General features: G+C 49.2%; 19 protein-coding genes and 2 pseudogenes. 8 read left to right on the forward strand and 13 right to left on the reverse strand.

Annotated elements, in window-relative coordinates:
- Window positions 1–129: 129 nt before the first annotated feature.
- Window positions 130–489: pseudogene (locus AS151_RS21065) on the reverse strand (transposase); the annotation flags it as partial.
- 390 nt (window positions 490–879) lie between these two features.
- On the opposite strand from AS151_RS21065, the gene AS151_RS19540 reads away from it, so the two are divergent.
- On the forward strand, window positions 880–1560 hold the full coding sequence (locus AS151_RS19540; protein WP_071518747.1) for a lysophospholipid acyltransferase family protein: 681 nt from the start codon (window positions 880–882) through the stop codon (window positions 1558–1560).
- Between the two features lie 50 nt (window positions 1561–1610).
- Complete coding sequence (locus AS151_RS19545; RefSeq protein ID WP_071518748.1) at window positions 1611–1898, forward strand: DUF2288 domain-containing protein; 288 nt, start codon at window positions 1611–1613, stop codon at window positions 1896–1898.
- A 158-nt stretch (window positions 1899–2056) separates the two neighbouring features.
- Here AS151_RS19545 and AS151_RS19550 read toward each other — a convergent pair whose 3' ends face one another.
- Window positions 2057–3244 (reverse strand): class I SAM-dependent methyltransferase, encoded by a 1188-nt coding sequence (locus AS151_RS19550; RefSeq protein WP_071518749.1) that lies wholly within the window; start codon window positions 3242–3244, stop codon window positions 2057–2059.
- Between the two features lie 419 nt (window positions 3245–3663).
- On the opposite strand from AS151_RS19550, the pseudogene AS151_RS19560 reads away from it, so the two are divergent.
- Window positions 3664–6339, forward strand: a pseudogene (locus AS151_RS19560) (phycobilisome rod-core linker polypeptide); the annotation flags it as partial.
- Window positions 6340–6642: 303 nt separating this feature from the next.
- Window positions 6643–7101 (forward strand): hypothetical protein, encoded by a 459-nt coding sequence (locus AS151_RS19565; protein WP_071518752.1) that lies wholly within the window; start codon window positions 6643–6645, stop codon window positions 7099–7101.
- On the opposite strand, the gene AS151_RS19570 is transcribed toward AS151_RS19565, so the two are convergent.
- From AS151_RS19570 to AS151_RS19585, 4 genes are all read right to left on the reverse strand, one after another.
- Complete coding sequence (locus AS151_RS19570) at window positions 7072–7359, reverse strand: YiaA/YiaB family inner membrane protein (protein WP_071518753.1); 288 nt, start codon at window positions 7357–7359, stop codon at window positions 7072–7074. The two genes, AS151_RS19565 and AS151_RS19570, sit on opposite strands and share 30 nt — an antisense overlap.
- Before the next feature lie 123 nt (window positions 7360–7482).
- Window positions 7483–7881, reverse strand: a complete 399-nt coding sequence (locus tag AS151_RS19575) for a hypothetical protein (protein WP_071518754.1) — start codon at window positions 7879–7881, stop codon at window positions 7483–7485.
- Window positions 7882–8045: 164 nt separating this feature from the next.
- Window positions 8046–9476, reverse strand: coding sequence for a GUN4 domain-containing protein (locus tag AS151_RS19580; protein WP_071518755.1), 1431 nt, complete (start codon window positions 9474–9476; stop codon window positions 8046–8048).
- A gap of 195 nt (window positions 9477–9671) precedes the next feature.
- Window positions 9672–9950 (reverse strand): DUF3352 domain-containing protein, encoded by a 279-nt coding sequence (locus tag AS151_RS19585; protein WP_071518756.1) that lies wholly within the window; start codon window positions 9948–9950, stop codon window positions 9672–9674.
- Between the two features lie 273 nt (window positions 9951–10223).
- Between AS151_RS19585 and AS151_RS19590 the strand changes: the two genes are divergently transcribed.
- Window positions 10224–10598 (forward strand): hypothetical protein, encoded by a 375-nt coding sequence (locus tag AS151_RS19590; RefSeq protein WP_071518757.1) that lies wholly within the window; start codon window positions 10224–10226, stop codon window positions 10596–10598.
- Here the strand turns inward: AS151_RS19590 and AS151_RS23290 are convergent.
- From AS151_RS23290 to AS151_RS19615, 6 genes are all read right to left on the reverse strand, one after another.
- Window positions 10582–10797, reverse strand: a complete 216-nt coding sequence (locus tag AS151_RS23290) for a DNA cytosine methyltransferase (RefSeq protein WP_211517650.1) — start codon at window positions 10795–10797, stop codon at window positions 10582–10584. The two genes, AS151_RS19590 and AS151_RS23290, sit on opposite strands and share 17 nt — an antisense overlap.
- A gap of 69 nt (window positions 10798–10866) precedes the next feature.
- Complete coding sequence (locus AS151_RS19595; protein ID WP_211517651.1) at window positions 10867–11619, reverse strand: DNA cytosine methyltransferase; 753 nt, start codon at window positions 11617–11619, stop codon at window positions 10867–10869.
- Window positions 11609–13363, reverse strand: coding sequence for a DUF3352 domain-containing protein (locus AS151_RS19600; RefSeq protein WP_084639795.1), 1755 nt, complete (start codon window positions 13361–13363; stop codon window positions 11609–11611). The genes AS151_RS19595 and AS151_RS19600 overlap by 11 nt, the downstream gene beginning before the upstream one ends.
- Before the next feature lie 40 nt (window positions 13364–13403).
- Window positions 13404–14867 (reverse strand): DUF4335 domain-containing protein, encoded by a 1464-nt coding sequence (locus AS151_RS19605; RefSeq protein ID WP_071518759.1) that lies wholly within the window; start codon window positions 14865–14867, stop codon window positions 13404–13406.
- Between the two features lie 159 nt (window positions 14868–15026).
- Window positions 15027–15698, reverse strand: a complete 672-nt coding sequence (locus tag AS151_RS19610; RefSeq protein ID WP_071518760.1) for a DUF3038 domain-containing protein — start codon at window positions 15696–15698, stop codon at window positions 15027–15029.
- A 67-nt stretch (window positions 15699–15765) separates the two neighbouring features.
- Window positions 15766–18225, reverse strand: a complete 2460-nt coding sequence (locus AS151_RS19615) for an endonuclease MutS2 (RefSeq protein WP_071518761.1) — start codon at window positions 18223–18225, stop codon at window positions 15766–15768.
- Window positions 18226–18444: 219 nt separating this feature from the next.
- On the opposite strand from AS151_RS19615, the gene AS151_RS19620 reads away from it, so the two are divergent.
- From AS151_RS19620 to atpC, 3 genes are all read left to right on the forward strand, one after another.
- Window positions 18445–19335 (forward strand): metallophosphoesterase, encoded by an 891-nt coding sequence (locus AS151_RS19620; RefSeq protein ID WP_084639797.1) that lies wholly within the window; start codon window positions 18445–18447, stop codon window positions 19333–19335.
- 194 nt (window positions 19336–19529) lie between these two features.
- On the forward strand, window positions 19530–20882 hold the full coding sequence (locus AS151_RS19625) for a serpin family protein (RefSeq protein WP_084639799.1): 1353 nt from the start codon (window positions 19530–19532) through the stop codon (window positions 20880–20882).
- Between the two features lie 173 nt (window positions 20883–21055).
- Complete coding sequence (gene atpC, locus AS151_RS19630) at window positions 21056–21463, forward strand: ATP synthase F1 subunit epsilon (RefSeq protein ID WP_071518763.1); 408 nt, start codon at window positions 21056–21058, stop codon at window positions 21461–21463.
- 6 nt (window positions 21464–21469) lie between these two features.
- Here atpC and AS151_RS19635 read toward each other — a convergent pair whose 3' ends face one another.
- A complete protein-coding gene (locus AS151_RS19635) occupies window positions 21470–22261 on the reverse strand; it encodes an SDR family oxidoreductase (protein ID WP_071518764.1) in 792 nt (263 codons plus the stop codon).
- Window positions 22262–22476 lie beyond the last annotated feature (215 nt).

Consider the following 22476-nt stretch of genomic DNA (forward strand, 5'->3'; position numbering starts at 1 on the left):
ACGGAGTCTGCTACGAGACCAAGGCTGGACTAACCGAACGCAATCAACACGAATGTCGATTTTTGTCCAGTGATTGGGTTAGTCTTGGGTTGTACCAGCGGGATGAACAGCAACAGTTATCCCCTCCTACTTTCTACCAAACTGTTCTAGCCAGATGCGGAACTTGTCCCAAGCAGCCTCGTCGCTCGATTTTGCGGCCGCAATGGTTTTTCACACCTGTTGCGCATCCTCAAATTTTCGTAGGCGACCAAATCGTTAGATTGGATAACACGGAATGCCAGTCTCTTGGCAAACTCTTCTCGCTGCCTACTTATTTTGAGGTGCAACCGCCCCAATCGACAACGGCTTTTTTTCTGATTCGCGGAATCTTTCTTTTTGCTCCCAACACGGCGTTGAAGACGTTTTGCTACGTTTCTCGCTTTTCCGATCGAACCTAGGGTTAGGCTCGCTATAACCGTTGGAGTCGGTGTAGAATGCTTTCAATATGTCGGTTTGAGGCGAGAATTCGTAGCTGAGAGTCAACATGATGGACGAAAATAAGTTTGTAAAATTTCGTCTGCTTTTCTAGATTCTAGCACATCAACTTGATTGTGACGGCGGCGGGACCGCACGGATCGCTTTTTCTCCCGGCTAGGAAAGAGGCAGGGCCTTCAAGCTCCCGTCTTTTTTCGTAAAAAATAGAACCAAATAGAAACAATTTTGGCACGTTTCTTCACCGTTCTCCTTGACAAGAGGGACTACAGGGGGGTAACAAACAGATGATACCATTTCTAAAAAACAATGATTGTCTAGGATTTTCTGATTGCCCTGTTAAGGGAGATTCGTGAAGTTTCCCTAGGGCAATTCTTCTTGTAAGTTTTTAAAGAAATGGTACGACTTATGCCTTCTCAAAAGAAAACGACTGAAACCACAAAAACCAACGGAAAAAGACAGCGGGAACCTTTAAAAAGTCTGATTCTTTACCACTTGTTTAAGTGGTCGGTGGTCAGCCCCACGCTTCATACTTATTTTCGCGGGAGAATTTATGGAGCGGAGCATGTGCCCCAAGAAGGTCCGTTGGTAATTACCAGCAACCACGCCAGCAATTTCGACCCGCCCTTACTTTCCAACTGCATGCGCCGCCCGGTGGCTTTTATGGCAAAGGAAGAACTGTTTCAAGTGCCGGTATTGAAACAAGCCATTTCCCTGTATGGTGCCTATCCAGTGAAACGGGGAAGCAGCGATCGCCAAGCGTTGCGTGCGGCATTAGAATATTTAGAACACGGTTGGGCTACCGGAATTTTCTTACAAGGAACCCGCAGTAAGGACGGACGGATTCATTCGCCTAAGTTGGGAGCAGCTTTAATCGCCGCCAAAGCCCAAGCTCCCATTGTTCCCGTTTGTTTGTGGGGAACTCATGAAATATTTTCGGGGAAATCCAACATTCCCCGTTCCGTGCCCGTAACCGTACGCATTGGCGAAGCGATCGCACCTCCCAAAACCACCCATCGAGAAGACTTGCAAGCTACAACCGACTACTGCGCCCAAGTTATAAATCAAATGCACGATTTGGGAAGATAGCAATCGTTGGCTACAATAGCTGACCATAGCCGTCGAATTCAAAATTACTCATGAGCGACTTTCAAACCGAACTTGCCAACTCTGTCGATATAGCCAAGTGGTCTTGGTTGCTTCCTCACGTCAAACGCGATGCGGTGGTGTTGGTCAACGAACAGCTAGATTTAGCGGAAGTCGGTGCTGCCGTAGCTGAAGATAACGTTCCCTACGTACAGCATTGGATTGGCAAAGAACTCATCCGCAAACCTTCTGAAGAAGAATTATCCGCCTGGAGCGAAAAACCCAGCAAAGAGTTTGACGCCCTCATTGTTTCTCCCTTTGTTTTGGTTCAAGAACGGTAGTTGTTTTGGCATGGGAGCTTGCGGTTTGACTACCTCACCGCAATAGGAGCGTGGGAGCTTACCGAGCGTGGGAGCGTGGGGGATATAATTGGTTGTTTTCTCCGATGCCCCGATGCCCCGACGCTCCGACGCCCCGATGCTCCGAAGCCCCGAAGCTCCTACGAACTTGGTCCCAACAAAATCAACTGCCGCCGAGCAAGCGATCGCACTCCATCGCTGTCTAAAGCACAATTGGGTAAAATCTCGCCAACGGTGCGTTGACCGTCGCAGGCTTGCATGAATTCAAACTCGGCTTCCGATAAAGTAACCGGCATATAGTTGTAATCCATAATATCGCGGCTGCACCATCCAAACATGCAAGGACTGCGTTCGGGGATGGCTTGCTCCAGAGCTGCTGGCGAGGACCAGTCGTTTTGGGGAATGGGTGGTCTGCCCAGGAAAAATTCGTAGTGAGAAACTTCCGGATCGAGCAGTTCGATGAGGCGATATTGCTGGCGCTCGTCGAGCTGTTTGGCTTTTTCTAGGGCATCGGGAGCATTCCCCAACAATCGGTCTAGCTGCCAATAGTCGGAGTTGGAAAAACCGAGAAATTGCAGTTGCGAGGCATCGATAAGTTCAAAGAGCGTCTCGATATTGTAGTCAATTTCCTGGGGATTCAGGTACATATCGGCAAAGTTGGCATCCCGTTGGTTTTCTAGGGACCAACGTTGTTTTTCGCGCTTGACAATTCGGTTGTTTTCTGGTAAGGAATCAAAAATTTGCCGTCCTAGTTTCACGCCGGACTGGAAATCGTTGCGATTGTCGCCTTGTAACAGTGCCAGCGCTTGCTGCATGAGGCGTACTTCCCAACGTCCCAATTCGGCATAAACAAAGACGTGCATCAATCCCCCAGGCGCGAGTTTGGAAGCGATCGCATGTAAGCCGCGTTGGGGGTCTGGCAAGTGGTGCAAAACACCCACGCAGTTAATATAGTCAAATTCGCCCTCTAGTTTGGGAGTATCGTAAAGGCTGAGATGGTGCAGTTGAGCGCGATCGGCACCCGTACGGCGGCAGCGTTCTTTCGCCACCGCGATCGCTTCGCTACTCAGATCGATTCCCACCACCTCCGCTTCGGGATTGAGATGGACCAGATATTCCGTACTCACCCCCGTACCGCAGCCGGCATCAAGAATGCGCACTTGGGATTGGCGGGGTTTTTGACCCGTAGCAAAATGATAGGCAGCCGGCCAGTTCCAGCGCCAGTTGTACCCCGGTGGCGGTTCGTCAAGCAGGGGTTCCGGTGGAAAGGGATAGGTATCGTACAGGCGAGCCACCGCTTCGCTAATGTTGGACGTGGGATTGGTCATAATACGTCTATAAGAAACAAACACTCAAGCCATCAAATTGTTACAAAAATTATCATTTTTTCAGGACTCAATCGGGTTTTATAATGTCCTAGGGACTCCGAAAAACAGGGTTGATACACTTCTTAATAAAACCATATTTTGTTGCCAAAACGTTTTATTGTAAACAAATTAAGAGCTGAAAGCCACCCATTTCGGCGGTGGTTGCAGCCATCTTCCCAGGCCGCTGCCAGCAAAATTCTGGAAAGCGAGCCAATCAGAGAAACAGGCAACGGGTTGTTTCGGGAGTGAGGGTTCGATTCCCACACAAAGCAAAGAGCAGCTCCCCAACCCATTTCCCCAGCAATCGGTAGCAGGTCCCCCATGGCCTGCTCGTTCGCAAACAAACGTCGATCTTTGTAGTTACTAATCGGCAAACATAAATGACACTGAAGGCAAGTGGTGGAAGCACAGTTGCGCGTCCGCAACTCTATCAAACAGTTCCTCTCTCCAACATTTCCCAGGCAGAGCAGCAAGACCGCTACCTAGGAAAAGGCGAACTTACGGAACTGCAAACCTTTTTCCAGTCGGGTCAAAAACGAATTGCGATCGCGCAAATCCTGACCCAAAACTGTGAACTCATCGTCTCCAAAGCCGCCAACCGAATCTTCGTTGGTGGTTCCCCCATGTCGTTTTTAGAAAGACCACCAGAACCGGAACCAGCCATGGCGGGTTCTGGGAAACAAGAATCGTCCGCTCTTGGCAACGTCACCTTCGTAGAGAGCGGCAGCGGTGGTTTTGGTCGCGGCATCATCGACAGCATCAAATCCATTTTCCTCTCCCCCAGCAGCGGTCCGGTTCCTCCCGGATTCCAGGCCATCAATATTGCGCGCTACGGTCCGGAAAACACCACCAAATCCCTGCGCGATTTGAGCTGGTTTTTACGGTATCTCACCTATGCAATTGTTGCCGGCGACCCCAGCATCATCGCCGTCAACGTCCGTGGGTTGCGCGAAATCATTGAAAACGCCTGTTCCTCCGCCGCCACCATCGTGGCATTGCGGGAAATGAAACTGGCAGCACAAGGCTATTTCCGCGAAGACACCGAAGCCAAAGACATCGTTAACCAGTACTTCGACGTTCTGATTAACGAATTCATCGCACCGGCACCTTCCGACAAAGTCCGCGAAAGTTTCTCCGACAACCAGCAAGGTCTGAAACTGCCGCAGATTTACGCCAACGCCGCCGAAACACGTCAGAAATTCTTCCTGCGATCCGGACAATCTGCCAGCGAAAAACAACTCGCCATCAAAGCGGCTTACCGCCAAATCTTCGAGCGCGATATCACCAGAGCGTATGGTCTATACGTTTCCGACCTAGAGTCTAAGGTGAAAAACGGCGAAATTTCCATGCGGGAATTCGTTCGTCGTTTGGGTAAATCGCCTCTATATCGCAAACAGTTTTACGAACCGTTTATTAACAGCCGCGCCTTAGAACTGGCCTTCCGTCACTTCTTAGGTCGCGCGCCTTCTTCGCGGGAAGAAGTACAAAAATACTTTGACATCATTTCCCAAGGCGGTTTGCCAGCGATTGTCGATGCGTTGGTAGATTCTGAAGAATACAGCGATTACTTCGGCGAAGACACCGTTCCTTACCTGCGCGGTTTGGGACAGGAAGCGCAAGAATGCCGCAATTGGGGACCGCAGTTCGACCTGTTTAACTACAGCGCACCTTTCCGCAAAGTTCCTCAATTTATCACCCTGTACGCGGCATACGAACAACCGCTACCCGACCAACACCCCTACGGTCGTGGCAACGATCCCCTGGAAATTCAATTTGGTGCCATTTTCCCCAAAGAAACCCGCAACCCCAAAGATGCGCCGGCATTCTTTAACAAAGATACCCGTCGGATTTTGGTGCGTCAGGGTCCAGGAATTGACAACCAACTGAGCAATCCCGGCGCTGTCGGCAAAAACCCGGGAAGCTTGGGACCGAAGGTGTTCAAACTCAGCCAGATTCCTGGTAGTGGCAACGGCGGCAACGGTGCCAGCGTCAAATACACCGAAAGCAGCACCCAAAACATCATCCGTGCTTGCTACCGGCAGGTATTCGGTCGCGAACTGTACGAAGGCCAGCGCCTGACTGTCGCAGAAATTAAGCTAGAAAACGGCGACATTTCCATGCGGGAGTTTGTGCGGACTCTGGCCAAATCCGATGTCTTCCGCAAGATGTACTGGAGTTCGTTGTATATTTGTAAAGCGATCGAGTACATCCACCGTCGCTTGCTGGGTCGTCCCACCTACGGTCGTCAGGAAATCAACAGCTACTTCGACATCTGCGCCAGACAAGGTTTCTACGCACTGGTAGACACCATTATCGACAGCGACGAATACAACCAAGCCTTTGGCGAAGATACAGTTCCTTACGAACGCTATTTGACCCCCGGTGGTGTGGCTTTGCGGACCAATCGCGTGGGAAGCATTGGTTACAAAGGCAAAGACGTGGAAAAAGAAACCAAGCCACGGTTTGTGGAACTGGGTACTGCCGCCGACATGCGTACGGTTCCCGACATTCAGTTCCGCGCCAATCAAGGGGTCAGCCGCAAGCGCGAACAAACCAAGGTCTTCAAGCTTACGGAGACCAACGACAAGCCAGCGTTACAGAGACTCATTCGCGCGGCGTACCGTCAAGTATTCGAGCGGGATTTGGAACCTTACATTATCAGGAACCAATTCTCCCGTTTGGAAAGCCGCTTGGGGAACCGCGAGATTACTGTCAAAGAGTTTATCGAGGAATTGGGTTGTTCCCAACTCTACATCAAAGAGTTCTATACCCCTTATCCCAATACGCAGGTAATCGAGTTTGGTACCAAGCATTTCCTCGGTCGCGCGCCACGCGATCAAAAGGAAATTCGCATGTACAACCAAATTTTGGCCCAGCAAGGGTTGAAAGCATTTGTACGTGCCATGGTCAGTAGCATGGAATATCTGGAGGTCTTCGGCGAGGATACGGTTCCTTACCGTCGCTTCCCAACGCTACCGGCGGCGAATTTCCCGAATACGGAACGTTTGTACAACAAGCTAACGAAGCAAGACCGCGAGTTGGTAGTTCCCAGTTTCACGCCTGTAGACAGGCAGTAGTTTCTGTGGTTAGAGACTGCTAGCGGTTTTTCCAGTTTTTAAAAACTCGATCCTCTCCCCATGTGGGAGGGGATTTTTTTGGTGGGGTTTGCACGGTAAGGCTGGGGTTGGCTAGGTTGTAGGATAGTAGTTGTTATTGTCGAGTTTATAAAGGAGTTATGGAACAGCAGTATTTACCTGTACCCGGTAGCTGGCAGGATTGGGTGAGTTTGTTGAGTTTTGGCGCGTTTGTGGCGTTTATTGCTTGGCAGGTGTATACAACGAAGGCGAGGTAATTTTTATTTGGCAGGATGGCTGGTTTGGCTATTGCTGCCTTTTTTTTGGAGGTTTGGGGAAGCGACGAAGCTTGTCTTGATTTTTCCGAAGGAACACAAAGGTCATGATTTTTGGGAAGATAACATATTTAAAGTAGGGTGGGCAATGCCCACCCTACCATCTGCCTTTTTTTGGAGGTTTGGGGGAACCACGAAGCTTGTCTTGATTGTTTTGAAGAAATACAAAGGTCATGATTTTTGGGAAGATAACATATTTAAAGTAGGGTGGGCAATGCCCACCCTACCATCTGCCTTTTTTTTGGAGGTTTGGGGGAACGACGAAGCTTGTCTTGATTGTTTTGAAGAAATACAAAGGTCATGCATTTTGGCAAAGATAAGGTGGGCAATGCCCACCCTACAATTTTTCAAGATTAAATTTACTCAAGTTGATTCAATTTTATTTCCACGGATGGTTTTCGGCGAGTAATTTTTCCAAACGCGCTTCGTCTACGCGGGAAATCAGGCGTTTGTTCTCGTGTTGGTCGCGGACTGTTTTGGATAAATTAATGGTGGAACCGACAGTAAATAGGGTTCCCATAGCCATGTATCCTTTGACCCAGTTGTTGACTGGTAGATAGATAATTCCCACTGCCATGGCTACGACTGATAAACCGAATGAAAGCCAGGAGTGGAAAACCCAGGCGTTGGTGTCTTGTCGTTTGGGGGTTTCGTTTTCGTTACTCATAATCTTGGCTTTTCCCATTTGCGACATTTTTATCGTATCTATGGGAGAAATCGGTTGGGAAATGTTAGGGACGGTTTGGGGACTGTCCTTGTTGTTTTTAGAAGGGAATGGGTATAAAATCGTTTATTGCTGGTTGTCTGATGGTTTTTGCTGGTTTTGAACGTCGAATCGCTTGAATTTTAATGCGATCGCGCCTTTGCTACCAACTTTGCCACCGCTACCAACTAATTTAATTTCCCCTTCTCCGGTAATTTCTACAGACAAACTAATTTCATCCAAGCGCATACCTGATTCTCTCTCTACTTCTTCATCGGCACGTTTGAAAATTTTATTAATAACTTTCATAAAGTTAGACATGCGCTCTTCTAGCTGTTGGGCACTAATTTTGATGCCTTGAGCGCTTTTTTCCTGTACTTGCGACCAAGGACTGCGATAATTACCGCCTCCTTTGCTGCCCTCACTTTCGGATGGGGAAATGTCATCTTCGGTTAAAATCCAAATAGTATCTTGGTTGTCTGACATAAAAGCTCCTTTCTTAAGTCGTAGGAAATCCGTACCGTAAACCCCCGATAAACCGTATTAAATAACCCCCTGTTGTCCCCATTGTAAAGGATACGGTTAAAAGTAAATAAAAACAATTCACTTTAATAGGATATCACGATTGAGGGATGGGATAAATTATGCAGCTAAACATGACATTCGGCTACGCGAGAAATGAGATCGATGCCAATTTCTACGCAATTAAATACATAACCGGCTGGCAAATGTCCTTTTACAGTGTTACTCTCTAGATTGCCAGAGGTGTAGTAGGCGGCTAACAAAACATCCGTATAACTCAGCCACATGCCATTTTGTCGCCACCCCACGCGATCGCAAAATTGCTCCCAAATTTCTCGTTCGTAGGTTTTGCTACCCCCCAACTCTTGATAGATTTGATTTTGAACGCTCAGACCAAAATGACCTTGGGTATATTGAACCCACAATTGGTCTATTTCGCGCAAGGCTTCGCAGGGCAAATTTGCAATATCGTCGCCACTTAACCATCCTTCCTCTTCGCGATTGGCGATTTGTAAAAGTAAGGTTACGGTTTCTCGGTCAGCTTCTTCCCACTTGCCAGCAGCTAGCAAATCCTGCAGGTGACTGTAGTCTGTTTTTGATGCTGGCTGGGAGTCTGGTTCTGATTCTAATTGCACGGAAGTGGTATCGCCGGAAGGGTGGGAGATGAAGGTTTGTTGGGGAAGCTTGTCCAAATCTTCCAGCATTTCGGTGGCTGACTGGTAGCGCCTTTTGGTGGCTTGTACGATCGCGCGGTCTAAAATCTGACCCATGCGATCGCTAATGGGATAAACAACGCAATCCCGCCACATCCAGTCATTTTCGGACAGGTCAAACAAATCTAACGGTTCGGTTTGGGTAAGCAAATGCAAGCAAGTAACCCCCAAACTGTACAGATCGCTGCTGGGTTGCGCCGCGCAAAAAACTTGTTCGGGTGCGGCATATCCTGGGGAAGAACCGATACTATTGCCAATTCCCATAACAGAAATCGAAGTGCGAGCATCGCGTTCGGCAGCACTAAAATCCACCAGCATCAAGCGTTCCGCATCGGTACGGATTAAATTTTCTGGCTTGATATCGCGATGGATGGTGTTACGTTGGTGAGCGTATTCCAGGACGGGCAAAATTTGCTGGAGCAAATCTCGGATTTGACTTTCATCAAATGCTCCTTTTTCCGCCACAACTTGCTTTAAATCTTCACCTTCTACATATTCTTGTACCAAATACTGCTGTCCATCTTCTAAAAAATAGGATAGTAAGTTGGGAATATTGGGGTGTTGGCTTAACTGTTTCAGGCGTTTGGCTTGTTTTTCAAATATTTGAGCGGCGATTTCCGGGTCTTCGGTTCCCTGTTCTTGGGGTAAAAATCGTTTGATAACACAGGGAAATTGCGTAGATTTGTGTTCGTCTTTGGCAAGAAAGGTTCTCCCCAACCCATGATTTCCCAAGATTTGCTGTGCTTGGTATCGTTTGCGCAGTTGCAAATTCGATCCGCAACGCTGGCAAAAACGACTTTCTTCTGGGTTTTTGTACAAACATTCAGGTTTGACGCACTGAGTCATGATTCCAAAACCACCCGTTTCATCTGAGTGAAGTCTAGCAAATGGAAAGAATTTGCTCAGATGGCAGGATTGGCTTTTGGAAATATCAAAAAATCTTGCCATGCCGCCTGATACGCGCCATTTACTAGAGTGGATGGTGCCTGAAAACGGAAGCGATCGCTTAAAGAAAATTAACTTTTTAGCTCCGTCTTTCTACTAAGGATTGGCAGGGGAAGGCTTTTGAGAGGCGGCAGCAGCGGCATTGTGATGCATGAGCAAAAATACATTGTAATAGGTACTGTACTCATCTTGTACGGCGGCTGTAACGCCAATGGAACGAATGGATTCTACCCAAACCTTTTGTTCTGGCGGCAACTCCGGTACCAAAGGGCGATCGCTGTTTAGAGTTTGTTCTAAATCGAGAAAGAAATTACCGTTGTATGGTCTTTGTTCCTGAGGAAAAGTCTTCTGAAACAGTGCTAGTAGGGTGGGCAATGCCCACCCTACAGTTTTTGATGCAAAAATTTTATTTAGTAGGAGTGTATCTAGGCTAAAATAGTGGAGAATTGAATGGCTAAATTATTTTTAAAATAAAAACTTTAGCGATCGCTTTATCTACCAAATTAAAATAGATAATGGTGGGCAATGCCCACCCTACAGTTTTTGATGCAAAAATTTTATTTAGTATGATTTAATGTTATTTCCACGGATGGTTTTCTGCGAGTAATTTTTCCAAACGCGCTTCGTCACAATCGTTGTTTTTCAGAAATGGTATTACTCAACGATCGCGCCAGATCCGGTCATGGGACTGATTTGATGCACTATGAGGTCAAGTTGGCGATCGTGCGTAACAGTTTTGAGTATCAGTACCATAAATCTCATGGTCTAGAGAAACTAGAAGCGGATAAATCCGTAGACCACATTTTTATTGCCTACAGTCCAAGTTATACAGATGTGGAAGTTTGGCAGGTAGAGGGAAGAAAACTTATTCCCTCTTTCAACAGATGGTTACCCCAACTCCGTAAAAACTATGAAAACCCACAAAAACAGCGTTTCCGTCGCTCGGTTACATATAATTTTGTAATTAGCCAGGGAATTTGTATGCTGACAATTAAAAATGGGAAAATTATTGCTGATGAATAAAAGATAGAGCTAAAGGGTTTAAAATTCGTTCGGCAATCCAGTGAATAACTGGTACACATACAGCATCTCCAAATCCTGTCAGAGCTTGGTTAATTTGTGAAGGAATTGGATAATCCTCCGGAACACCTTGCAATCTGGCATATTCGTGGGGGGTCATCACTCGCATTTGAATCGAACCTCGACCCACTCTAATTAACATTTGTCGGCTACTTCCTCCTCTAGCGGTTCTCAGACAACCTGCAATCCTGTCTTTTCTAATTTCTGCTCTTTATTGTTTGTTACGAATGCGCCTATACATTGTACAATAATAATAATGGGGGCGATCTTGAAGCTGTTGTAGATAGTTTACGTTATTAGGGGTCATCATATTGAGATGGCGTTGGACTTCATCGCGACTCCACCAACGCGAATCGCGATCGCTCAGGTTTTGAACAATGGTGGCTAGATCGCCAATCCTCCGCTCGGGTAGGGGAGGAATATCTAAAAAATTCCAGTTGAGATCGTAATTATGTTCGATTGCTTGCTTGAGGCGATTTGTGGTTAAACTAGAGTGACGGTTGCTTAAAGTTTCCAGATCGTTATTAACCCGATCGGTTTGCAATGCAATGGCAAATACTCTCAATCTGCTTTGAGGAACAAAATGAGCCGCATCGATTGCAAATACATCGCAGGCATAACCCAGGTCATTTAAGGCTTGAATGGTAATCCGAAAATCTTTTCCGCCGTTAGAGGTTAGCCATCCTATTACGTTTTCCAATAGGACAATTTTAGGTTTTTCGGATTGTTTTTCCAAGGCTTTCACCAATCCCCAAAATGCACGCAAGTTCTTTCCATGAATCCCTTCCAGATTACCAGCTAAAGATAAATCAATACAGGGAAATGAAGCGGTTGCTAACAAAGTTGCTGGAATTGTGCGATCGTCAATCTTAAAAATATCTTCGACTAGATAATGTTTTTGAGCATCTTTTATGTTTGGGATATCACGATTTTCATAATTGCTTGAAAATAACTTAATTTTCACGATCGCTTGTTTCAGTAGAATCGTTGGAAGCGTTGGAAGCTGAATGATTCCGATGCACGAGCAAAAATACATCGTAATAGGTACTGAATTCGTTTTGAACGGCGACGGTGACACCAATGGCGCGAAGGGATTCGATCCAGACTTGTTGTTCTGGGGGGAATTTGGGAAGCAAAGGGCGATCGCTATTTAAAGTTTGGTCTATATTGATATAGAAATTGCCGTTGTAGGGTCTTTCTAGTTGAGGAAAGGTCTTTTGAAAAACTTCCCGTTCGGGTAGAGTAGGATCGGATGAGGAAACAACGCGATCGGCAATAGGAGCACCTACTGTAAAAAACAAAATATCTTGCGGCAGCCAGCCATAGGTAACGGTGACACTGCCCATGGGTGAAGTCCAATTCACCACCGAACGACCATTGATTTTTTTATCTTCAATATTGTATTCATATTTATCAGTAATTACCTTATCTAATTTTGATAACGTCGTTTCTGCCCGCGCGCGATCGCTGGTTTGTACGAGAAAAGCTACCCCCCCTGGCAACGGAGATTTGGTTTCTTGTGGGGCTGGCAATACCGAAACGACAAACGCCCCATCCATCCAAGGCAGCAAATCGGTTTCTAAGTTTAAATCTACGGTAGATTGAAGTGCCTGGCGCAGCCATTCTACATTCAGAGGATTGAGGGGATTGAGTTTAGCGCGCTGGCTGTAGTTCTGCCAAAACCGTTGCAAATTATTTCCAGAAACCGCCAAAACCGCATCAGCACTGAGGCGACTCAGCATACTGGGGGATTCATTGCTGACCAAATAGGCTTTTTTATTAGTAGAGGTATTGGAACCACTATCTGCCGAACGCCAAGAAAGCGTTTGCAAGCGTACTCCTTCTGATTCCAACGCTACAGAACCGACAATGCCTTGATTTTGAGGGATTTGCGTAATTTTGGGGAGCGTTTCCGAGTTGACGCTGATTTTGGCAAGCCAGGCAGCTACTTCCGGTACGTTGACATACAGTCTAGCTAGGGAAAGTTTGGCATTATCGGTGTTAGCGGCTTGGGGAAGCTGCTTCCAAGCTTGCTGGTATCCCTCAGCATCAGCAATGCTGGTATTTTGTTGGTAGGCGTCGATCGCTTTTTCTAAGGTTTGCGGTTGGTTGGCAATGACGACAAAACGCTGTTGTAAAACCGCGGCGGCGTAGGTGGTTTCGGAACTGCCGATTTCCCATATGGTTACGCCTTGGTACGATCGCTGGGACCACTGGTTTTTCTCTAGCTTATCCGGCGATCGCCACATTTCGGTAAAAGCGTTGCGGTTGGCAATGGGGAAAATAGCCAGCTGCGAAGGATGGGTTTTTTCTAAAGCTGGTTGCTCGGAAGGCAAAAACGCCAGAGTCACCCTTTTGCCGACCCAGGGTTGGATATCTTGCTCGTAATTGTATCCCGTAGCTGCCGTCAAGCGATCGCGCCACTGTTGAAATGTCTTTTGTAGTTGATCTTGGGTGTTCGTCGTTCCCAACTGCCGCGCTTGCTGCCAGGTTTCCGGTTCCGTACTCATCGACACTGACAGCAATGCCGATCCGGGAATCAAGCCATCGCCCATTTGCGTCTGCGGTGGTGAATAGTGGCGTACTGCCCAAACCAAAGCAACGACACCACCACCCACTAAGAACGTTGCCGCCACCCATTTGGCTACTTGTGAAGTTGGCCATTTTTTACCAGTGGGTTCCCCAGTGACCATCCTTTCGCTTACCATATTTCGATCCTTTTCCACTCCTTATTTGGGCACTTAGAATTTATTCTGAAAAGACTTTTACCTCACCGCTGGGTTGCAAAACCACGCGAATCCTCATTTGTTGTCCTGAAGGTAAGGGCGACACCAACGATTCTCCCATTAACGGCATGCCCGTGCGATCGATATACTGACCAGAAATATTGCTAAGAGGGCGCATGTATTTCACCGTACCATCCGGGTCTAACAACAAACTATACTGCAACGTTTCTTCCAAATCCGGGTTGCCCTGCCACTGGGATTGGAAGTACTCTTGGGCTTCGCGAACCTGAGGCAAGTTAGCCGTTTCCTCTGCCGTGTTTTCCGAAGCATTTGGGGGGGGCGCTAGAGCAGTGGGCGAATTGCGATCCGCTGCCGTTTCCTCCCCAGGCGTTGGCGTAGTCATAGGCGATGGGGTTGCCGTCGGTGTCGGCGTCGGTTGGGTGGAGCGAGTAGCCGTATCGTTGCTGGGTAGCGGCGAAATGGGAGTTGTCCGTACATCCGTCGCTGGTAAATCATCGCCGGTTTTTGGCGGTGGCGGGGTTGAAGTTGCTCCTGGTGGTGGCGGCGGTGGTGTGGATGTATCGCCAGTTGCCGCTTCGTTGTTGGGAGAGGGAGAGGGAGAGGGAGAAGGAGAAGCCGCGGTTTCTGGCGATGTTTGTTGCTGCCTTGAAGATAGTTCTTGGTCTGGTGGGAGAGGAACTTCCTCAATGTTGGAAGGTAATCTGGCGGTAGGCGATGGGGAAACAGTTGTTTCGGGGGAAGCCGTTGTTTCTTCAGGGGTGGAAGCCATTTCTGGCGAAGGTTGCGATCGCCTTTCTAGAGTTTCCATCACCGTTGCCGTTACCCCCGCCGTTACCACCAGCAAAGCAGCCATTTGCGCCCACTGGGGGATGTTTTTCAGCTTGGTAGGGTGAATGGGAATTTGGTGGCGTTGCTGTTTGTCGCTGGCATAGCGATCGCACGCTGCCACCAAATCAAACAGTTGCAGGGTGGTTAGGACCATGCTATCTCCTGTGGTTTCAGTGGCTAAAGGTCCCAAATGCAACTGGTGGCACAAACCAGCCATGGATTGGAAGTAAATGGTTTTTTCCCAGGGGGAAGATTGGACGAGTGTAGCGGCAGAACCGGAAGTTGTCGTTGCTGAAGCAGACTCCGGTGGTTCGGGGGTTGCGGTGGTGGTTGGTTGGAATGCAGTCGCCGTAGCTACCCCAGCCAGCAGCGTGGCGTTATAAGTTTCCGGCGTACTTTCCAGCAAATCTTGTATGTAGGTATTGGTGGCTTCACGCAAAGCTTCTAACTGCTGGTAATTGCCAGCAATTTCCCCAAGGGATTGGTGGGATGCCTCTGTTTCTTCTTCACCATGCCATAGCAATCGAAAACGTCGCTTGGCCAAATCCCGATTTCCCGCCGGCCAGCGAGGAAGTTTGTGGCAAAGTTCTAAGGTACAGGTTGGCAAGTGATAACTGCGCCAGAGTTGGTTGCTCATTTTTTTGGCAAACTTAGAATACAGGATGTGGAGGGAGTTTGGCGTGGGAGGTTGGGAGCGTACCGAGCGTCGGAGACTGGGAGATTGGGAGCTTTAGGAGATTTAGGAAATAAATTTATTTCTCTCTCCCATGCCCGGGTCTGCCCCCATACTCCGATCCTATCCTTCTAAAGAGCGATCGAGGAGAGTTAACCAGAGGCGGCGGTGACCGTTGGGCGTACTGTAGAAAAATAAATCTACTAATAATTTTAGAGCTAACTGTTCGAGAGAATCTGCCCGATGGTTTGCAGGATCGGTACCGCCGGTGTCATCGCTATTTTGCATGCGTTCTTGATAGCTGTTGGTAAAAGCATCCAGATAATCTCCCAAAATAGAGTACTGGTGGGGCAGTTTTTGTTCGGTTGCTGCTTGTTGTAGCAGCGTCATGGCTTGGCGGATGGCGTCGGCATGGTTTTGAGCGAGATAGCAAACAATCAACACCAGCGACCTGGCTTCCTCGATATCTAATTTTTTGCGCCCTCCTTTGCCCTGGCGTAAAGGACTCGATTGGCGCAACCGCCACAAAACGACCCGGTTGGCTAGTAACTCGTCTAGCTGTAGTTTCGTCGCTGCTTCCAGAATTTCTTCGGAGGTAATTTGGACCAGCGATTCCAATCCCAGTAGCAGCAAATCCAACTGGGCTTTCATGTTATCCCAGGCTAGTTCTTGGGCGGATTTTTTTTTCGGTAGGGGGAGTTGCTGGCTGTTGCTAGCGTCTAGAATCGCTGCGGTTTTGACCGTTTTGCCAGGGAAACAGCGATCGCTTTTTTTGGAAGTAGCTTGAGGCTGCATGGTATCCACCGGGGATAGAGAATTACCGCAATGGCTGGGAAAAATAGTGGCATCGACATCCTATCGATTATTTTAAATGGGCAATAGTCACGCCAATACCACCCTCCGAATCCGGGGCTAGTTCGTAATGTTCGATTTGGGGATGCTGCTGCAAAAACTCGTGAACGCCGGCGCGAAGTTTGCCAGTGCCTTTGCCGTGAATAATCCACAACGCCCCACCGCTACGTTGCCCCAGTTCTCGATCCAGTTCCATGGTAGCCTCTTCCACCCGTCTGCCTCGCAAATCTAGAGTATTGGATTCAGTTCGGACTTTGGGAATGGAACCGGAAGCTTGACTTGCGGCTTTGCTGGAACTGCTTTGGCGAGACGATACAGGTTGGCTGGGGGGAGGTTCCGGCTTGGCCACTTTTTCCCCTTCCAACGATTCAATTTCGTCCATCGATACCGTTAGTTTCATCATGCCAAAACGGACCGTGACTTGTTCTTCTTCCGGTTCTACCTTCATAATTTCGCAGGTTTGCCCAGTGGGAATGCGCACTTTCATACCCGGTTTGGGTTCAAATCCTGCTGGTTTTTTCGCCGGTTTGCTGGAAATGTGTTTGGCAGCGATGCGGTCGATGGCTTCGGTAGCTTTTTGGGCTTGTTGCCCTTTGGTTTTGGCCGGTCCTTGCTGCAACTCGCGAATGACTTTGGCAATTTCTTCTTTGGCGTCGGCAACGGTTTGAGCGATCGTAGCTTCGGCATTCTGGCGCAAGGCAGATTCCCGTTCCCGCAGGTCTTGGGCTTTACGGCTGACTTCTTCGTGCAATTGTTCGGCGCGACGGACCATTTCCGCGGCTTCGGCGGCTTTAGTTTCCTGTTCGGCGCGCTGTTTTTCCATTTGTTCCAAAACCTGGTTCATATTTTCGGAAGCTGTACCAGTTCCCACCAGGTTTTTGGCTTCGTCAACCACCGACGCCTGCAATCCCAAACGGCGGGCAATGGTCAGCGCCATGCTGCGCCCGGGAATCCCCCACAGCAGGCGATAGGTGGGGGAAAGGGTTTCTTCGTCGAATTCTACGGAAGCGTTTTCAAAACGTTCGTCTTGGTATTTCAGGGTTTTTAGTTCGCCGAAGTGGGTGGTGGCAATGCTTAAATGGACGGTATTGGCGAGGTGTTTTAACAAGGCCGTTGCCAGGGCACTGCCTTCGGTGGGATCGGTACCAGCGCCCACTTCATCCAGTAAAACCAACGAATTCTGGGTCATGGTCTCGAAAATTTCGGCAATGCGGCGGACGTGACCGGAGAAGGTAGACAGGCTTTGTTCTAAGGATTGTTCGTCACCGATATCCGCCAAAACCAGATCGAACCAAGGGACCACCGCCGGGTCTTGGGCGGGAACGAACAGCCCGCATTTGGCCATCAAGGCTGCCAACCCCACACTTTTGAGGGTGACGGTTTTGCCGCCGGTGTTGGGTCCAGTAATCACCACGCTGCAAATGGGCGATCGCACCTGTACGTCTACCGGCACCACCGCCGGACCGTGTTCGTGGTCTTGCTGCCAAACCAACAAGGGATGGCGTAGCTGGCGCAATTTTACCTGGGTTTCGGCTTCGCGATCGGCGAATTGCGGGGGATTGGCTTGCAACCAAATGCTGTAACGTGCCTTGGCATAAGCCAGATCCACTTCGGTGACAATCGCCAATAACCGTTCGATGTCTTCGGCGATTTCCCGAATGCGATCGCTTAGCTGGCTAAGGATTCTTTCAATTTCCGTTTGTTCCTGCTTGGCTAGCTGTCGCGCCTGGTTGTTGGCATTGACAACGGCGTGGGGTTCTACGTATAAAGTAGCGCCGGTGGTGGAGGTGTCGTGAACGATGCCGGCAATGGCTTCTTTATGGGTGGCTTTTACCGGCAGAACGTAGCGATCGCCCCGTTGGGTAATATATTGTTCCTGAACGGCAGCAGCTTGTCGCTGCATGATGCGTCGCAGTTTTTGTTCGATTTCTTGACGCAACTGCCGCTGTTTTTGGCGAATGCCTCCCAAGTGGGGACTGGCGCGGTCCGCTATTTTGCCCCCTTCCTCAATGCAGTGGCGAATTCCCTGTTCGATTTCTGGATAGGTCCGCAGCTGGGCAACCACTTGCTGCAAAACCACCGGTCGGTCGCTTTCCGTTCCGATGCCTGTATTGTCGGCAGCGCCAATGGCATCAATGGTGCGCCGCAAATTCCGCGCGCCAGCTAGGGTCGTGGCAATGGCATAGAGTTCTTCCGCCGATAGGATGCCTTGCCTTTGGACCCGTTCGATGGCATCTCCCACATCGGTGATGCCGCCCATCTGGAGTCCGTTGGGCAACAGGCGTTCGATATCGCTGGCTTCTTTGGTTTGGGTTAAAAGATGTTGCGATTGTTCTTGGGTTTCAGGAATGGGTAGCTGACGCGCCGCGATCGCGCCAAGTTTGGTCGCCGCGAAGGTTGCCAAATGCTGGCACAGACGCGACCATTCCAAAAGTTCTAAGGTTTCGGCTGGAGCGTTGTACAATGCCAAGGTGAAAATGACTACGACTAGGGTTTAGATAGAATTGTAGTGCTATCTTCGCCATTCGTCATGGATCGCCGTGCTCAAGACCCGTTGGCGCGGGTCTGAAACTTTGCCTGGCTGCAGCGATTCTACCAACTTGTTGCGATTTTTTTTGCTCGATCGGGGATTTTCTCGGTTTCTTTCCATTGTGCCTGCGAATTTGTTGACCGGTTTCAAGTTTTCGTTATGCCTAGATTCCTTTGCGAACCCTTAAAAGTGGATGCTTTAGAAATCGCGATCGCCGACTTGCCGGCGTCGGTAGCCGGGACCACCTTGGTGCAGCTATCGGATTTGCACTACGACGGTCGCTGTTTGGACGATTCACTTTTAGACGAAGCCATCTCCGCTTGCAATGCCACTGAACCCGATTTAGTGGTTCTCACGGGGGATTACGTGACCACCGACCCCGATCCCATTCACTTCCTAGCCAGACATCTCCAAAATTTACAAACGCGATGGGGAACTTATGCCATTTTGGGCAATCACGATATTTACTATCCCCACTCTCGCAGCGAAATTACCGATGCTTTTACCAATGTAGGCATTCGCGTGTTGTGGAATCAAGTGGCCTACCCACTGGGAGAAGATTTGGCGTTGGTGGGATTGGCGGATTTCTGGTCGGGAGAGTTCAAACCCAATCCGGTTTTCGAGCGGATTCCCGAAACCACGCCGCGCGTTGTTCTTTCCCACAATCCCGATACCGCGGCCATCCTAAAAAAATGGCGGGTGGATTTGCAACTGTCCGGTCACACCCACGGCGGTCAAGTGGTTTTGCCCAAAATTGGTCCTCTATTTGCTTGGTTGAATCCTTTGCGGGAGATTACGCCCAAAGCCCTGCGCTCCTGGATTCCCGGCATTAGCGAATGCCACAAGGTGGTGGATCGCTGGGAATGGTCGGAAGGATTGCATCGGGTCGGTCAAAATTGGCTGTATGTCAATCGCGGCTTGGGTAGCTACCGCCCCGGTCGCTTTCGCTGCCCGCCGGAGGTGACGGTGATAACGTTGGTTCCCCAAGGCGCGGCTGTTTCTCCGACAGTACCGGTTTATCGGGAAACGCCGGAAGCAACGGCTACCTAAAAATTGCAAGGGGAAGGAATGTTGCTCCATAGTAGAAATTCTATTTTTAGAAAATCTGCCATGGATGCAGGCAACCCCTCTGGCTGGAAACAGGGGGTTGGGGAAGATACAAAACGAGCACTTGCTGTCGGAAAGACTAGGATAGAGCTAGGGCGTTTTCATTTCCATGTTGTTTTTGGCAGGAAAATCGCTGTATGCAACGTCTATTGCACAACCTTCTCCATCCCCGCAAACCAGTGGCGATCGCCCTAGGTGTTGGTTTGGTCTTGCTTCTCGGCATGGCTGCGGTTTGGCAAGTTCCCCCATTTCTCTCCCAGGGCAATTCCCCTGCTGGGGGCAGCAATGGGGGGACGACCCCTACCTCACATCCCACCACGCCCAACGATCCGCCAGCGATCGCGCCCCAACTGGTCGATGCCAACAATCGCTTGGCCTGGCGGTTGCTGTCTCAACTGCGCCATGCTTCCCCTGCCTCTGGGAAAAATCTTTTTGTCTCCCCCACCAGCATTACCACTGCTTTGCAAATGACCTGGGAAGGGGCACAAGGAAAGACCCAACAAGCGATCGCGCAAACCCTCGCCCTAGACAATCTCCCCGCCGAAACCCGACGGCAAGCTATGGCGGATTTGGCTAATTTCCTACGCCACCCTGCTCCTTCGATTCAATTGGATCTCGCCAATGCCCTGTGGGTCGCCCCCAGTGAAGGCAACGCTTCTTCCCTCAATCCCGAGTTTGTCAAAACCGTTCGCAAGATCTACCAAGCCGAAGTCGCCGAATTAAATTTTGCTACTCCCGAAGCGATCGCGACCATCAACAATTGGGTCGCTCAAAACACCAGCGATCGCATCCCAACAATCGCCAGAGACCTCCCCGAAAACACCATTGCCTTTCTCGCCAACGCCATTTATTTCAAAGGTTTGTGGGCGCGTCCTTTTGATCCAGAAAACACCCAAAACCGCGATTTTTCCCTAGCCAATGGCAACACCATTTCCCATCCTTTCCTCGCCCAAAATGCCACCTTTTCCTACTACGAAAACAACCTATTTCAAGCCATCAGTTTGCCCTACGGTGAACCGGAAAAACCACAAAATTTTCGCCTATATATTTTCCTCCCCCAACCCAACCGTTCCCTATCCGATTTTTACCAACAAGTAACCCCCGAAACTTGGGAAAATTGGCTACAGGAATTTCGTCCTTTACCCGGTTCCATTGCCCTACCCAAACTACAACTAGAATACGAAACTTCTCTAGTGGAAACCCTTTCCCAAATGGGCATGGAAATTGCCTTTGACCCAGTCAACGCCAACTTTAACGGCATGCGCACTCCACCCCCCAATTTATTTCTCAACCGCGTCCAACACAAAACCTTCCTAGAAATTGACGAAAAAGGAACCGAAGCCGCCGGGGCAACTTCTGTCGGTGTGGGCACTACCAGTGTAGCCGTAGATACCTTCGACATGGAAGTCAACCGCCCCTTTTTCCTCGCCATTTGCGACCACCGTTCCGGTCTAATTTTATTTGTGGGGAGTATTGTCAGCCCCCGCTAAACTTTTTAATTTCGGAAATCCATACTATTTTTTCAAGTTCCACCGCTTCCCTTTTGCCAAATCTCGCTATAGGATTGAGTTAAATCTCGACCGCACGAATGCACCCGGATATTTCGTTTCTCTAATTTCTTTACCTTTTTTCCGAAAATTGTTGTTTTCGTTACAGATTTCTTATGTCTTTGAACGTTCGTGTAATTGCTCCCGACGGCATTACGTGGGAAGGGTCCGCAGAATCGGTCACTATACCAACGCCTGGCGGTGAAATGGGCATCCTTCCCGGTCACGCTTCCCTCACCACTTCCATCGATACCGGCGTAATGACGATTCGCAACGGATCGCATCCGATTGCTATTTGCTTGATGGGAGGATTTGCCCAAATTGAAGGAGATGAAATTTTGCTGCTTTCCCACGGGTCGCAACTGGGAGAACAAATCGACCCTGCCACCGCCCAAGCCGATTTGGAAGCTGCACAAAACCAACTGGAACGCGCCAGCAACAGCAGCGAACGCTCTCGCGCCCGCGCCACCATCCGCCAAGCCCAAGCCCGTTTAAAAGCAGCCGGTGGTATGGCAACGACCTAAAAGCAACTAGCCTTCGGCCATTTTGCGAAACTGTTTTTCCACCAATCCCACCACGGTTTCCCGGGGAAAAAATCGCGGCAGGGTGGTAATGAGATGGTTGCTGAACCCACCTGCTACCACTGTAGGTTGGTTTTTGGACATGGCTTTGAGGGATTCGTGTACAATTTGCTCGGGAGAAGCGCCATTGTCCATGTTGGTTTGCCCGTTGGCAGTAGGAAATTCGGCAGTGCGGAAAAAGTTAGTTTGGGTCGGTCCCGGGCAAAGGGCCTGTACGTAAATGCCGTAGTCGCGGTTTTCCGCCCACAAGGATTCGCTAAAACTCAATACAAAAGCTTTGGTAGCAGCGTAAACAGACATGTAGGGAATGGGCTGAAACCCGGCGATGGAGGAGATGTTAATAATACTACCGGAACGCTGCTGGCGCATGTGGGGGAGGTACAGATGGGTCATTTCCACGAGCGTGGTGACGTTTAACTGTACCATCTGGGTTTGCCGTTGTAAGGGGCGATCGCAAAATGCGCCATAATCGCCAAATCCCGCATTGTTGATGAGGATATCCACTGCAAAACCGCGCTCGCTGGTTGCTTGAAACACCTGAGCCGCCGCCCCAGGCACAGCCAAATCCTGAACCAGAATATCGGTTTGAATTTTATGTTGGTCCTGCAGTTGTTGCGCCAGTTTCTGTAATTTTTCCTTAGAACGGGCAACCAAAAACAAATTGTACTTGCGCTTCGCCAGTTCCCTAGCAAATGTGGCACCGATACCACCGGAAGCGCCTGTAATCAGTGCAGTAGCCATGGCAGTTGTCGTTGAGTTCTTAAGTTTCTTAACAAATTGTAACTCATCTTTAGCCACATTTATGCTAAAAATTCCAATCTTCTTTTTCTTGAAGATTCCGTTTTGGGGCTTTCAGGAGCGTACCAATCTGAAAAAATCAAGTAAAACTTTCGGTAGCTTGGAATCCCCGTCGCTTTAGCGCGGGGAGGAAAAGCGCCTCGTGGGGCTTTAGCCCC

This window comes from Geitlerinema sp. PCC 9228, assembly GCF_001870905.1.
Taxonomy (GTDB): Bacteria; Cyanobacteriota; Cyanobacteriia; order Cyanobacteriales; family PCC-9228; genus PCC-9228.

What these genes read in the sequence shown, in the direction of transcription:
- AS151_RS19610 (WP_071518760.1), bottom strand. Translation starts at nt 15,698, where the DNA reads ATGCAGCCTCAAGCTACTTCCAAAAAAAGCGATCGCTGTTTCCCTGGC.
- AS151_RS19600 (WP_084639795.1), bottom strand. Translation starts at nt 13,363, where the DNA reads ATGGTAAGCGAAAGGATGGTCACTGGGGAACCCACTGGTAAAAAATGG.
- AS151_RS19590 (WP_071518757.1), top strand. Translation starts at nt 10,224, where the DNA reads ATGGTATTACTCAACGATCGCGCCAGATCCGGTCATGGGACTGATTTG.
- AS151_RS19625 (WP_084639799.1), top strand. Translation starts at nt 19,530, where the DNA reads ATGCAACGTCTATTGCACAACCTTCTCCATCCCCGCAAACCAGTGGCG.
- AS151_RS23290 (WP_211517650.1), bottom strand. Translation starts at nt 10,797, where the DNA reads ATGTTAATTAGAGTGGGTCGAGGTTCGATTCAAATGCGAGTGATGACC.
- AS151_RS19620 (WP_084639797.1), top strand. Translation starts at nt 18,445, where the DNA reads ATGCCTAGATTCCTTTGCGAACCCTTAAAAGTGGATGCTTTAGAAATC.
- AS151_RS19570 (WP_071518753.1), bottom strand. Translation starts at nt 7,359, where the DNA reads ATGAGTAACGAAAACGAAACCCCCAAACGACAAGACACCAACGCCTGG.
- AS151_RS19580 (WP_071518755.1), bottom strand. Translation starts at nt 9,476, where the DNA reads ATGACTCAGTGCGTCAAACCTGAATGTTTGTACAAAAACCCAGAAGAA.
- AS151_RS19635 (WP_071518764.1), bottom strand. Translation starts at nt 22,261, where the DNA reads ATGGCTACTGCACTGATTACAGGCGCTTCCGGTGGTATCGGTGCCACA.
- atpC (WP_071518763.1), top strand. Translation starts at nt 21,056, where the DNA reads ATGTCTTTGAACGTTCGTGTAATTGCTCCCGACGGCATTACGTGGGAA.
- AS151_RS19545 (WP_071518748.1), top strand. Translation starts at nt 1,611, where the DNA reads ATGAGCGACTTTCAAACCGAACTTGCCAACTCTGTCGATATAGCCAAG.
- AS151_RS19550 (WP_071518749.1), bottom strand. Translation starts at nt 3,244, where the DNA reads ATGACCAATCCCACGTCCAACATTAGCGAAGCGGTGGCTCGCCTGTAC.
- AS151_RS19540 (WP_071518747.1), top strand. Translation starts at nt 880, where the DNA reads ATGCCTTCTCAAAAGAAAACGACTGAAACCACAAAAACCAACGGAAAA.
- AS151_RS19575 (WP_071518754.1), bottom strand. Translation starts at nt 7,881, where the DNA reads ATGTCAGACAACCAAGATACTATTTGGATTTTAACCGAAGATGACATT.
- AS151_RS19605 (WP_071518759.1), bottom strand. Translation starts at nt 14,867, where the DNA reads ATGAGCAACCAACTCTGGCGCAGTTATCACTTGCCAACCTGTACCTTA.